At 32.0% G+C, this 11,822-nt stretch carries 17 protein-coding genes; all 17 read right to left on the bottom strand.

Features of this window, described 5'->3' with window-relative positions; genetic code table 11:
• Positions 1 to 23: 23 nt before the first annotated feature.
• Complete coding sequence (locus tag Q0972_RS11810) at positions 24 to 386, bottom strand: hypothetical protein (protein ID WP_299365922.1); 363 nt, start codon at positions 384 to 386, stop codon at positions 24 to 26.
• A gap of 13 nt (positions 387 to 399) precedes the next feature.
• A complete protein-coding gene (locus tag Q0972_RS11805; protein WP_299365921.1) occupies positions 400 to 861 on the bottom strand; it encodes a hypothetical protein in 462 nt (153 codons plus the stop codon).
• Entirely contained in the window at positions 858 to 1,322 is a 465-nt protein-coding gene (locus tag Q0972_RS11800; protein ID WP_299365920.1) for an SRPBCC family protein, read from the bottom strand. Before Q0972_RS11800 ends, Q0972_RS11805 begins: the two co-directional genes overlap by 4 nt.
• 77 nt (positions 1,323 to 1,399) lie before the next feature.
• Positions 1,400 to 1,978 (bottom strand): Crp/Fnr family transcriptional regulator, encoded by a 579-nt coding sequence (locus tag Q0972_RS11795; protein ID WP_299365919.1) that lies wholly within the window; start codon positions 1,976 to 1,978, stop codon positions 1,400 to 1,402.
• A 122-nt stretch (positions 1,979 to 2,100) separates the two neighbouring features.
• The gene (locus Q0972_RS11790; protein ID WP_299365918.1) at positions 2,101 to 2,268 is read right to left on the bottom strand and encodes a hypothetical protein; all 168 of its coding nucleotides are present in this window, start codon (positions 2,266 to 2,268) and stop codon (positions 2,101 to 2,103) included.
• Positions 2,269 to 2,373: 105 nt separating this feature from the next.
• A complete protein-coding gene (locus Q0972_RS11785; protein WP_299365917.1) occupies positions 2,374 to 2,943 on the bottom strand; it encodes a Crp/Fnr family transcriptional regulator in 570 nt (189 codons plus the stop codon).
• 11 nt (positions 2,944 to 2,954) lie between these two features.
• Positions 2,955 to 3,539, bottom strand: coding sequence for an SRPBCC family protein (locus Q0972_RS11780; RefSeq protein WP_299365916.1), 585 nt, complete (start codon positions 3,537 to 3,539; stop codon positions 2,955 to 2,957).
• 561 nt (positions 3,540 to 4,100) lie between these two features.
• The gene (locus tag Q0972_RS11775) at positions 4,101 to 4,373 is read right to left on the bottom strand and encodes a Bor family protein (protein WP_299365915.1); all 273 of its coding nucleotides are present in this window, start codon (positions 4,371 to 4,373) and stop codon (positions 4,101 to 4,103) included.
• Between the two features lie 253 nt (positions 4,374 to 4,626).
• Positions 4,627 to 5,091 carry a hypothetical protein gene (locus Q0972_RS11770; RefSeq protein ID WP_299365914.1) on the bottom strand — a complete coding sequence of 155 codons (465 nt, stop codon included), beginning with the start codon at positions 5,089 to 5,091 and terminating at the stop codon, positions 4,627 to 4,629.
• Between the two features lie 204 nt (positions 5,092 to 5,295).
• Positions 5,296 to 5,844 carry a hypothetical protein gene (locus tag Q0972_RS11765; protein ID WP_299365913.1) on the bottom strand — a complete coding sequence of 183 codons (549 nt, stop codon included), beginning with the start codon at positions 5,842 to 5,844 and terminating at the stop codon, positions 5,296 to 5,298.
• 157 nt (positions 5,845 to 6,001) lie between these two features.
• A complete protein-coding gene (locus Q0972_RS11760; RefSeq protein WP_299365912.1) occupies positions 6,002 to 6,430 on the bottom strand; it encodes a hypothetical protein in 429 nt (142 codons plus the stop codon).
• 52 nt (positions 6,431 to 6,482) lie between these two features.
• Complete coding sequence (locus Q0972_RS11755) at positions 6,483 to 7,094, bottom strand: outer membrane beta-barrel protein (protein WP_299365911.1); 612 nt, start codon at positions 7,092 to 7,094, stop codon at positions 6,483 to 6,485.
• Between the two features lie 70 nt (positions 7,095 to 7,164).
• Positions 7,165 to 7,854 (bottom strand): hypothetical protein, encoded by a 690-nt coding sequence (locus Q0972_RS11750; RefSeq protein ID WP_299365910.1) that lies wholly within the window; start codon positions 7,852 to 7,854, stop codon positions 7,165 to 7,167.
• A gap of 390 nt (positions 7,855 to 8,244) precedes the next feature.
• On the bottom strand, positions 8,245 to 9,447 hold the full coding sequence (locus Q0972_RS11745; RefSeq protein WP_299365909.1) for a serine hydrolase: 1,203 nt from the start codon (positions 9,445 to 9,447) through the stop codon (positions 8,245 to 8,247).
• Between the two features lie 194 nt (positions 9,448 to 9,641).
• On the bottom strand, positions 9,642 to 10,271 hold the full coding sequence (locus tag Q0972_RS11740; protein ID WP_299365908.1) for a hypothetical protein: 630 nt from the start codon (positions 10,269 to 10,271) through the stop codon (positions 9,642 to 9,644).
• A 186-nt stretch (positions 10,272 to 10,457) separates the two neighbouring features.
• Entirely contained in the window at positions 10,458 to 11,120 is a 663-nt protein-coding gene (locus Q0972_RS11735; protein ID WP_299365907.1) for a hypothetical protein, read from the bottom strand.
• Between the two features lie 192 nt (positions 11,121 to 11,312).
• The gene (locus tag Q0972_RS11730) at positions 11,313 to 11,819 is read right to left on the bottom strand and encodes a hypothetical protein (protein ID WP_299365906.1); all 507 of its coding nucleotides are present in this window, start codon (positions 11,817 to 11,819) and stop codon (positions 11,313 to 11,315) included.
• Positions 11,820 to 11,822 lie beyond the last annotated feature (3 nt).

Genomic DNA, 11,822 nt, shown 5'->3' with positions numbered 1-11,822 from the left:
CACTTTTTATGTGCCGTTATTTTTTAATTTACAAGTGCTTTCCAAGGTATTACAAAGGGCAACAGAATAACCCAAACAACAAAAAAGATGGCCATTGATTTGGGATATTGTTGGTTATTTAAAATAGCTGGTAAGGCTGCAAATAAAAGCCAACTAGATTTGTAGATAAGCTGGAATACAAATACCAAACTCATCTGTTTTGGATAAAACAGACCAACAATGGACAGCAAGAAAATTGCCAGCCACAATGCTCCGACTAGTCTTATCGCTTCTGAGTATTCAAAAGCTTCTGTAAATACGGTTCTCTGAGCTATTTTAGGATAAAATAAACTCGTTATGCTTATTGCTCCTGCAACACCGATGTTTGCAAAATACATTAGTTTCATTAAAGTCATAGTCTTAAAATATTCGTCCTATCCCTGTTTTAATTACAGGATAAAAACTGTTTGAATCTGCATTTGTTGTTGAACCTAAGCCTATTCTACTATCAAAAGTCCATTGTTTTCTGTTTCCAAATCGATAGGCATATCCATATCCTGCATAAGGTAAAAATGTTGTTTGAAGATCCTCACGAAGCAATTCATTTTCAATAAAAGCAATTCCTGTAAATAGATAAGATTCGCTCAATCTTTCCCTAAAATAATATTTGAGATTAATACCATGTGTATTTGCAAAATTGCTTTCAACTTGTATAGTGACATTGCTAAAAGTTCTGACTTCTATAGTTAAAAGAGGTGTCGTTGGAAATAATAAAATACTTAGCCTCACATTGACGAAAGGGTTATTTATAATATTCTCTTGTGAAAAACTACTTTGAAAAAATAACAGACAATATATCAAAAAAGGGATGAAAGTTTTCATATGGACTCTGCAATAGTCTTTATATTATTAAGTACATCGGGCAACATTTCTCTAAATTTTCCACCAAAAGATTTTGCAAAAAATCCAGATGTAAGCCCTTTAAACCAGACTTCGTGTGTGAATGTGGTTCTTCCGTTTTTTGTCGTTAAATACCGTTTAACATAAAGACTTCCCAAGGGTAGTTTGGTTTTATAAGTATAAGACTGACCCTCGATATATTCTACTACTTTGAATTTAGATTTGCGGTTTTCTAAAGAAATTATAGTTCCTTTTACGCCCAAATTAAAACTGTCTTTTATTGAAGCGTCTTTTAAACCTGTATCCCAATCCTTCCAATTAGGAACATCTGTCCAAATTTTCCAGATAGCTTCGGGAGAAGCACTAGTTTCTAAAGAATACCAAAAATGTTTATTGGTTGGCACTTTGTCTTGAGCGTTAAGATTTGTTAGTAAGGTTGTCATCAGAATTAAAATTGTTAATCGCATAGTTTTTTTATTACAAAATTCACGATAAACGATTTTAAACCACTGAACCTATGTTAACTTTTCTTTGAGTTCCAGTATTTTTTTCGAATTCTGCTTAGGGACTGTGGGGCGATTCCCAGGTAGCTGGCAATATCCTTTAATGGGGCGTGTTGAAGAATCGGATTATTTTCTTCAAGCAATTTTATGTAGCGTTCCTCTGCTGTATCATTTTGTGCTTCTTCCAGTATTTCTTCGGTATAGAATTGTACCTCTTGGATTAGTTTTCTAATAAATTCACTCCAATTAGGAAATCTTAATAAATCGAAAGCATCCTTTTTTGATATTTCCCAAATAACAGCGTCTTTTAGTACCTCAATATTATCATTGGTTGGGATATCTTTGGTGAAGCTTCTTTGTGATGTAAAGCAATAAGGTGACTGCGTGAAGAATTTAGAAACAGTTTCTCCATCCTTCAATAGATAGAATCTAAGAAAACCATCTTCTAAAAAGTAGAGTTTTCGGCAAATCTTTCCACTTTTCAGAATTAATTCACCTTTTTTATACTCCTTCCTCTTAAGGCAATCTTTTATATGCTTCCATTCCTCATCATTCAATGGATTATAATCTAATATGTATTTTTTAAAAGGATGCATTTTGTTTTTTCAAAGGAATACAACGGTCTCGGCTATGATTTTGTTGCATAGAAAACAAGTCAGTTAAAATTAAACTAATTTCGGGTATTACCATAGCTTAGCAATGAATTATGGCAACTGTTTTACTTAGTGATTTTTAATTTAAACACGATTTTATTATTACCAAGCAAAAAGTTGTTCGTCTTTCCGTCTTGTATAAACTCGGTTAGGGTTAATTCTTCATTTTCAAATTTCCAATTGAATTGCCTGTGCTCCTTACTTTGAGAATTTATAAGTGTTATAACGTCCATATTTTTGTGGGGATGACTTGTTCCGAAATAATTCCTCACTTTGTACTTGTCAAAGCCCTCAAAGTTTTTCAAACTTCCATTTCTCTCAAAGTTGGTGGCAGTGTTTTATGTAATTTCTCTTCTAATTCTGCTCAAGGAATTTTTTGTGATTCCAATATATGAAGCTAAATAGTTTAGTGGAATTCGATTAACCAAATTTGGAAATCGTTTGTGGAATTCTATGTATCTTGTTTTTGCATTTTCGGCTAGCATTGGACTAATTCTATTTACCTTTTCCATTAACGCCTTATTGGTGATTTGTACTATAATCTTATCCCAATCTATAATTGTGTTCGAAAGGTTTTCAAGTTCAGAACGGTTAAAAACAATCAGATTAGAAGGAATAATAGCTTGAATATATTCGGATGATGGAACTTTTAAACTATAACTGTTTAAGTCAACTGCAAAATTATTTTCATCTATAAAATAACGTGTAATTTCCTCGCCTTCTTTATTATAGTAGCAAACTCTTAAAACTCCTTTTTCAACAAAGGCTACTTGATTTGCAGTTTTTCCTGCTTCTGAAAAATAATTGCCAGTCTTTAATTCAATTTCTTGAATAGAGTTTCTGATTAGTTCAATTTGCTGAGCGTTAAGTTGTCCAAATTGAAGCAGGTAATTTATTAAGTTATCCATGTATTACAAATTTACCAATTTCCAATTCTTCTTTTATATTGATACAATTCTCCACTTTCTAATTCGGTTTTCATAATATTTAGAGCATTGGTCATTGGTGTTTTCACTCGCTTTTTTACGATGAGATTTATCAAGAACCGAGCAAAAAAGTTTTTTGGAACAAACTCGTATGTCCATTTGATTCTAATCATTTTATTATCTAGTTCCTTGAATATCCAACTCCCATTAATTTGTTTAATTAAGCCTTTTAACGAGTTTGTAAATCCGTTGACTTTATAAGTGAAACCAACATGTGGTGTAACAGTCAATAGCGTTTCTTCTGATGAAGTTCCATCGTCAAAATATACCGTTCTTGTCATACCTGGTTGATACCAAGGCTCTTTATTGCTTGTGCTATCAACCGCTGGGATGTTTTTATAGCGTTCAAAAATGTGCTCTAAATCCATAGGAACTATATACTCAAAAGTTTGCTGTGGCGAGAGCTTACTTTTAACATCTACTGATACTGTGAGTTTTGGGTACTTTTTTTGCTTTTTATCTTGTGCTTGAATCTGTGCTGATGTCATAACAATCAGAATTAGAAGGAGTCTTTTCATAAATTTTACTTGTCATTTAGACAGCAAAATTATTTTTCTTGCTTCTGATTGTTGTTACCAAATGATAACAAATTGGATTCGTGTGGACTGATATTGCCACTAATGTTCTTGAGTATGAGCAGTTGCGTGGGTAGGCAATTAACTTTGCGAGTATGCACCAAACTGACTATGGCGTAGCGAACTGACATAGGTAAAATCCGCAAGGATTTTTAGAAGCCTGCCTTGATTATTTCGATTTCTCTCAAGACAAGCTTGGTAGAAGGGAAGGGAATAACCACCCCATTACTTATAGCCACTGTTGTAAACAGAACTTTTTATTTTTCTGTTGTAATTTTATGTTTTCTTGTCAAAAGAGCAATGCCTGCAAAAATCAAAAACAATATTACTTTTCCTACTAAATACCCATAACCATAATCAGTTAGTCTATTTAAATCAGCAAATAAAATATTTATAATATTGATTAATAATACGATTGCAATTCCGGCCGAAATGTAAAATGTTATTTTCTTCATAAGAAAAAAAAAGAGAGTTCATCGAAAATGACAAACTCTCTTTCCAATTTTATTTTGTAACGGTGGTTGTAGTTGGTGTGTAAATACCAAAGGTTAGTGCTGAAACTAATCCATTAACAAAAGATTGTCTTGTATGAACCGTGTAATTTTCAGCTCCACCGGCCATCTGTTTTGAATCAGAAACTCCTACAGGTGCTAATCCATAAATTACGTAGTGATTCCATTTTGTTGTTTGGTCGTTTCCTTGTGCACCTTTTCCAACTACACTTGTGTAAGAATAACAAGAGGTTAATAGCAATGATGCAGCAAATACAACTGTCATCGTTTTCATTGTTTTTTTAATCATTCTTTGTGATTTTTAATTAAACATTTATTTAAATACTCATTTTGAGTTTTTTTGGTCGTATTATTTACAATAGTATAGCATAAATACAGTTACGCCTAAGGTAGCGATTATTTTTGGTTTTTGGGTAAACCTAAGTAATTACAAGTATCCTGACAATAATTTCTGGGCTGATACGAGCACAGCAAACTGGATGTAGCAAATTACGGTTATACATTGTTGTAGTACATTTTTATTCATTTAGTTCTGCCTTCAAATATTTTTCAAATCGTTTAACTCCTTGACGCATTTTAAATAGTGCAAATAAGTAAAACATTAGGAATATTGGTGCAAATACAACCAAAATTCCAAACTGATTTGTTTTTATGACATCGCTTAAAGCAAGTCCAAAAATGATAGTCATAAAACAGATCCATAATATAATGAACCAATTCCAACCTTTTATTTTCAATTCAATTGTCGTTTTATTTGATTCCGTTTTCATTATTCCAGTTGCGCTTGCCCAAGGACAATTCGGGATGAGCCTGTCAGATTTTCTTAACCAAAAATCGTTTTCATTTACTATCCCATAAAATTCCTTTTGTTCACTATCGAATATGTCAAAAAAGAAAAGTCTGTTAGGCTTAACTTTAGTCTCTAACATTTTAATGAAATCAGACTTGTTCTTTTTTAAAGTCCAATTTAAATGCTTTTTCAATCCAAAAGTTTCTAGTATTCTGTTCATTTTATTTTTTGGACAAATGTGCTACATTGGTCTTGGCTATTAGTAGTTGCTTGTCCCGATAGCCACTGGGATAGGGATTGTACTGACCATTGTTTTATGTTTATTCTTTTGTTTTATCATTTAAACCACTATTACTCATACACCGTGTTAGCTGTAGTCCTCATATTCATAAATCATTTAATCGTTTTGGACTTTTACTAATCTATTACTGATTCGCATTTCATTAGTCGGCAAAAAATAGTCAGGTTCATTCGATACATTGTATTTTATTTTTCCATTGATATTCTTATGTCTAATTATAATATTAGGCTTTTCATTAGAAAACTTCAACTTGGAATTGAAACCTTCATCAGATGTACTAAAACTATCTTTTTGAATTATTAAATAATACAAGTTTTCAACTTCAATCTTCCCTTCTTCTCTCAAACCATTATGATTAGAATCGTTAAGTATTCTTTCTTTATAAGAAAACACAACGACCGGAAAACTAGCTCCGACAACAAAGCCATGGTGTCCAGAAATTTCTATTGTGTTTTTCAAACTATCTGGATAAAAGTTGATTCTTTCTATGTTTTGTCCTGCAGATTGATAATAAGCTACTTCTATTTGTTTAACAGGAATGTCTTTTTCAAATTCTATACTAATAAAAAAATCGCCCCAAGAAGAAGCCTGTCCGTATACGCAATTTGAGAATATAATGAAAATTAAAATTGTGAAGTATTTCATTTTGCAATTTTGCTTGATTCGTATTACAGTAAACGGTCTCATATAACCGTCAGTTATGGAATTAAAGTTAATGATTTTCGGTTTAACACTGGCATAGCAAATTACAGTTATACATTGTTAGCCAATGTTTTCATTTTCTATTTCTATTGATTCCATTTTATTCGCCAAAGTAATAAAAGCAAAGAAATTGAATATTGTCATCAATGTTTTCGTTTTGACTTAAATATACTCGGAATTCAAAATCGCAAGTTGATTCAGCATCAATATTTACACACGATGTTGAAGATGCAGTATTCGATGTGGAATAGGTTTTTATTTCACCATTTTCTCTAAACACAAAGCTTGGACTTCCGGAAACTGATTCAAGATTATCATTTGTGATTGTAGCGGTAATAAAATATCCTTTTTCATCAGGTTCATTAAACGTTTGAACCATAAAATTTGATTGTGTTACTCCACTAACTCCTGGAAAAGGGTCCAATTCACAAGCGTTTGTAGAATTATTATTATTATTATTATTATCGTCATTTTCACAACCAATGAAAGTTAGAATCAGTAAAAAAACTAGTACATTTTTTAATCTCATATTCGTTTTTTGTTAAATGTTGTCTGCTTGTGTTATTTATTACTATCTATTCCTAAATTTTGAATATAGCTCCAATATTAAAACTTAAATAAAAATTCTTCCCTACTTTTTGTTCGGTAGTGTCTGTAACTCCAACAAAATTAGAATTTTCAATAACCACTAAAAATTTAGGCAATATGTTGAATTTATGACCAATTCCTAAGTTAATTCCAAATTGAGTTGGGTTAGCCAAGTCATTTAAATCAACGTACCCATTCCCATCATTATAATTAGCTTCTGCACTAGTTAAAAATCCAATACCTACTCCATAATTTATATACCAGTTACGTCTTGTCCCGAAATGATAATTTATAGTCAATGGAATAGTGAGGTAGTTTGTTCTTTCGGAATATTCGTTGGCAAAGATGAAAAAATCAACAGTATTTGTTCCCATTTTTTGATAAAGCAAACCTGTACGCAGACTCCATCTGTTATTAAGAAAATAATTTCCATAAATTCCGAACTGAATTCCAGAAACGGATGATGCCCCAAAAAGGAAAGAATCTAGTTGATATGAATCACTATAGCCAATTATTGGTGTCAATTCAATGCTTCCTTTTTCTCTTATTTGACCATTGCATATTAAGCTACTCATTATTATTCCAAAACAGAGTAAGTATTTCATATTATTAAGTTTAAATAACACACAACGTCTTTGTGTATGAAGCGTGGCCTACCGATAGGCGGCTATGATTTCAAATTCTTTGCTGTATATAGTTTTTAATGGTCTTTTTTATAAATTCAAGTGTATTATCATCAAGACTATATTCTTCATTAAAGTCTAGCTTTATTTCGCTAATAACATCGTTCTTTAATTCGCTTAGATATTCAGGTCCCTCTAATTCATAGCCTAACTCTATATTTTCAATAATATTTTCTTCGGTGAACTCTAAAGAATTCATATACATCATTGCGATAAAATGGTCTAATGTATCACCAGTTTCATGGGGAACTTCGTCTTCGTCTTCGATTTGCTTTAGATCAATTTTATAAATAGGTTCTTTATTAGAAATGAGATTTGAGATTTCAGTCATTACTTTTCTGGAATCCTCTAACGATTTTATAATGTATGCATTTTGCTCTTCAGAAAATTCAAAAGAGTTTTCTTTTATCATTTCTTCACAAACCTTTTTTGCAATAAAAGCCTGAGTTTGTGTTGAGTCTGATTTATATGATGTAGTAAAAACAAGGGTTCTTTCAATAATTCCTTCTGCTTCAGGGCAGAAGACTACATTTAACTCAATCACGTTGTCGTCATTCTGATGGATTTCTATTTCAATAGATGTTTCATTTTCAGAATCCCACCAATCAAGTTTTATTGGGTTATATTCATATATAAAAGAATCAAGTTTGTCAATTCCAAGATTTGATAATAACGCTTCCATTTTTTGTTTCGATTACACACAACGCAGTGCTATGTACAGTTATCCATTTTTTTGTGAATATAGTGAAAAATCGTGTTGATAATTGGCAATATTTTACTCAATTAAAGATTTATTGTTGCCAGTTATCGACTATTGTTAGCACCGCTTTGTGATGTGCTAATATTGATTTTTTTATTGGGAACAAAAAAAGAGCAACCAATTATATGTAGGTGCCTAATATGTAGAGTAGATCAGCCGTAGCGGGATAATAACTGGTTAAGGTTTTTAATGCAATTGGCATAGCACAGCGATGATATCGAAATGCTTTTGGATATAGTGTTTTCGACTTCGCTCAATGAGGCACTGGCGAAGTTGAGAGTAGCATAGACAAAAGTACGTCGCAGGGCACAGTTATTTTTCTCCAATTTCAGAGCAAATTTTCATAATGCTTTCATATTCAGGGATTAGTCCGTTGTCTGTATTCGAGCACATAACGATTGTAGTATTCGAATTCGGAAAATGTGCTAAAACCGCATTATATCCTGGCATTCCACCACTATGCCAAATAACAGGGACATTATATACATTCATTAAGCTAAATCCCAGCCCATATCCGTTTTTTTCTATGTAATCTGGTAACTTCGGTAGTTCAAAATCTGATGGCAAGTACAGCTCATCATATACATAATTTCCATTTGAAGTTTTGGCGTATGAAGTCATTTCATTAAGTATGCTGTCATTTACAATTTTACCTTTAAACAATTTGTTAGTAATTTGTAGTAAATCCATGGGATTTGATTTCAATCCGCCAAATGACTTTAAGTTGAATGCCTCAAAATCGTGTTGAAAAAATGCCTTTTGATTATTAGTTGAGTCTGTTATTTTAATTCCATATCCTTTTGTCCAAAAATTGTTTTTTTCCATTCCCTTTTCATCAATGAAAGAATGGTTAGCGGCATATTTTTCGAGTACTTTTTCTTTTATGAAGTCTTGATAAGATTGCCCGCTTACTTGTTCGATTATCTCTCCTAATAGCAGGTATCCACTATTTGAATAAGCGTATTTTGTTCCGGGTTCAAATATTGATGGGTTCTTCATTTTCTGAAGTACAAGGTGTGGATTTGGTTCAATAGTCCAATCACTTGAAATATTTTCAGGTAGTCCACCAATCCAAGTTTCGGGAATGCCTGATGTGTGCGAGAGTAACTGATAAATGGTAATTCTATGTCCATTCGGAAAATCAGGAAAATACTGATCAATTGTATTGTCAAACGATAGTTTATTTTCTTGAGCAAGTATTCCAATACCCAATGCGGTTATCGGTTTTGTAATTGAGGCTAAACTGAAAATCGTATTTTTGTTTACCTCTGTATTGCTTTGTAAATCGGCGATTCCATACGATGCAACAAAAGGTTCAGAATCATTGACTTGAATTCCGAAACTTACTCCTAATGTATGTTTTTGAGATACAAGATGTTGAATCAAACTATCTATTTGACGAATTTGTTCTGTCGTTTTTAGTGCGATTGATGGAGTTTCATTTTGCTCTTTCGACGACTCTTTACAATTAATTAAAAAAACTGTCAATAAACAGATTAATAATGTTTTTTTCATTTGTTGAATTTTCAATAAAGACTGAAGTAAAATTCAATTGTTGCAAGTACAAACAAAACTGACACGAGCATAGTGAACTGGTGCTAGTAAAATCCTTGTGGATTTGCAGAAGCGATGACCTAAGCTTGTCGAAGACTAGGCAAGAAGGCACCTTTACTTATGGCCATTGTTGGCAGTAGTTATTTTATAGGTAATTATTTTAGTTTAGTTTCGGTAATTTTCTCATTTCCATAATACAATGTTCCACTTTTTATAAAGTCAGATGAAAGATAAAAATATATCAGGATTCTGCTGTCATTTATAGCTTTTGGTTTAAAGTGAAATACGTGTTTATCTGGAAATTCTGCACTGCCTAAATTTATTGGAATCTTTATTCCGCTTACACCATCAATTTTGTAGTCCAAATAAGTATCCTTAATATTTGGGTCATACGTTTCCTGCATTTTACTTGTTGCCTTTGGCTTCTTTTTAGTCACCAAATCAAATCGGGAATACTCATTCTTATCATCTGCAATAAAAATATCTAATGGGCGATATTGAAATTTGGGTTTTTCGCTAATGAGATAAAATTTATTGGGATCAAATTTTCCTTTTTTAAGGTCAATATTTTTTATATCCACCTCTAAAACGGTAATTCTAAAACCATTGGATAATTTATCGATGTAAGTTTTCGGATACTTATTTTTTAATTTATCGTTCTTGATAAATTCAATCTGTACAGAATCTTGTTCAATAGTAGCCTTTTGAGCATAAGATTCGATTGATAAAAGAATTGTCAAAATTCCAGTTATGATTAAAGACTTATTTCGTTTTATCATGCTCATATTTTAATTTGAATTTTCTTTGGAAATGCATTTTAGTAATTACTGCCAACGGTTTTATATAATCTTCCGTTGCGTGTTGAAAATCCAGCGGATTTTCCACCGTAGAAATCAAGTTTTGTAAAGTTATATAAAATTTTGAGCTAGTCAAAAGCAGCAATGAATCATAACTATTGTCCGCAAACGTTTTTATTCGACGTTCTTTAGTGGTTTACGAATCATTGATATTCCAATCCATATAAACCAAATAATCTGACTAATTCCAAAAATCTCTTTGAATAAGTCAATAGGTAAAATGGTTAGTATGCCAGCAAACCCAACAAGAAAACCTAAAATGTTCAGTGATTTTGATAAAAACGAATCTTTAAAGGTTACTATACTTAAAAGTAATACCCAAATTCCTCCAACAATTTCGTTGCCTCCACCAAGTCCTTCTGAAACAATACCAACACTTGACCAGATTGACATTGCCTTTTGTGGTTCATCAATTCCAATTTCAATTACAGAATTGAGTCCAATATTTGCAATCATTCCACTGGCTATGACCAAGCCAACCCAGATTATTCCGAAGATAGAGGTTAGTATCGAAAGGTTGGGCAAATAATCTTTTATTCTCTGGTGTATCGAAACAACTAATACGGCAAGTAAAATTCCAAATAGGACATAGCTTATTAAGTTTATTGTTGATAGAACTATATAGTTGTCAGACAAAAAATTTAATCTTTCGGTGTCTGTTGCGTTGGCATTTGGGTATTCCAATATTCCACCATAAACTATAAACGCTAGGATATAGATTAATCCAAGTGAAATTGAGCTGAAACCACCAACTTTTTGAAATGTTTTTGTGTTCATAAATAAAATGAGTTTCTTTCTAGACGATTTAACTATGGAATCGTTACGCTACTCAAATATTTGCCAACGGCTTTGGCTATGATTTCGTTGCGTGTTCCATAGCTATTGGGAGTACTCGCTTGAGCCTGCACTGAGCGCAGCTAACTGGCATTAGTAATTATAGCCATTGTTGTAAACCGTTTTTTATTAACTTTATTTTGTTTTTCCGACGAAATGTTGGTCTTTCAAATCTGCTGGATATTTGATAGCTTTTAAATAGTCCCAATCAACTTTCTTTCGGATATCTATAAAGTCAGATTCACTTATTTTTTTGTAATTCAGTACAAAAAAAGTTTCTATAAAATCTAACATCATTTCACAAAACCCAATAAACTCTCCTTTCGGATTGTCTTTTATTTTAGAGACAAAAAATTGTACTGAATATGCTTTTACCGATTCTTTTGAAAAGGAATTTGGCGGAAGAATTACTAAACTTTTTTCAACTCCGTCAAAAGTTACATATTTTGGGACATTTTTATAATCAATCGCGTTAAAGAATATTCCGAAATTATGAGTCCATTTACTATTCAGAATAACTTTAAATTTCGAGAGTATATTTTCCATTACAAAATTCTCAAAGTATTCCAATGTTTTGTAGTGTATCGGGAGTGCTTTGCCTTTTGGTTCGTCAAATAATTCTATTATAAACCTACTATTCATTGG

The organism is Winogradskyella sp. (assembly GCF_028282165.1).
In the GTDB taxonomy this organism is placed as follows: Bacteria; Bacteroidota; Bacteroidia; order Flavobacteriales; family Flavobacteriaceae; genus Winogradskyella.
The sequence above is the reverse complement of the archived record's forward strand: the minus strand, read 5'-3'. Positions and strand labels throughout refer to the sequence as shown.

Coding starts and splice junctions, on each gene's coding strand:
- Q0972_RS11810 (WP_299365922.1), bottom strand. CDS start 386: ATGAAACTAATGTATTTTGCAAACATCGGTGTTGCAGGAGCAATAAGC.
- Q0972_RS11805 (WP_299365921.1), bottom strand. CDS start 861: ATGAAAACTTTCATCCCTTTTTTGATATATTGTCTGTTATTTTTTCAA.
- Q0972_RS11800 (WP_299365920.1), bottom strand. CDS start 1,322: ATGACAACCTTACTAACAAATCTTAACGCTCAAGACAAAGTGCCAACC.
- Q0972_RS11795 (WP_299365919.1), bottom strand. CDS start 1,978: ATGCATCCTTTTAAAAAATACATATTAGATTATAATCCATTGAATGAT.
- Q0972_RS11790 (WP_299365918.1), bottom strand. CDS start 2,268: ATGGACGTTATAACACTTATAAATTCTCAAAGTAAGGAGCACAGGCAA.
- Q0972_RS11785 (WP_299365917.1), bottom strand. CDS start 2,943: ATGGATAACTTAATAAATTACCTGCTTCAATTTGGACAACTTAACGCT.
- Q0972_RS11780 (WP_299365916.1), bottom strand. CDS start 3,539: ATGAAAAGACTCCTTCTAATTCTGATTGTTATGACATCAGCACAGATT.
- Q0972_RS11775 (WP_299365915.1), bottom strand. CDS start 4,373: ATGACAGTTGTATTTGCTGCATCATTGCTATTAACCTCTTGTTATTCT.
- Q0972_RS11765 (WP_299365913.1), bottom strand. CDS start 5,844: ATGAAATACTTCACAATTTTAATTTTCATTATATTCTCAAATTGCGTA.
- Q0972_RS11760 (WP_299365912.1), bottom strand. CDS start 6,430: ATGAGATTAAAAAATGTACTAGTTTTTTTACTGATTCTAACTTTCATT.
- Q0972_RS11755 (WP_299365911.1), bottom strand. CDS start 7,094: ATGAAATACTTACTCTGTTTTGGAATAATAATGAGTAGCTTAATATGC.
- Q0972_RS11750 (WP_299365910.1), bottom strand. CDS start 7,854: ATGGAAGCGTTATTATCAAATCTTGGAATTGACAAACTTGATTCTTTT.
- Q0972_RS11745 (WP_299365909.1), bottom strand. CDS start 9,447: ATGAAAAAAACATTATTAATCTGTTTATTGACAGTTTTTTTAATTAAT.
- Q0972_RS11740 (WP_299365908.1), bottom strand. CDS start 10,271: ATGAGCATGATAAAACGAAATAAGTCTTTAATCATAACTGGAATTTTG.
- Q0972_RS11735 (WP_299365907.1), bottom strand. CDS start 11,120: ATGAACACAAAAACATTTCAAAAAGTTGGTGGTTTCAGCTCAATTTCA.
- Q0972_RS11730 (WP_299365906.1), bottom strand. CDS start 11,819: ATGAATAGTAGGTTTATAATAGAATTATTTGACGAACCAAAAGGCAAA.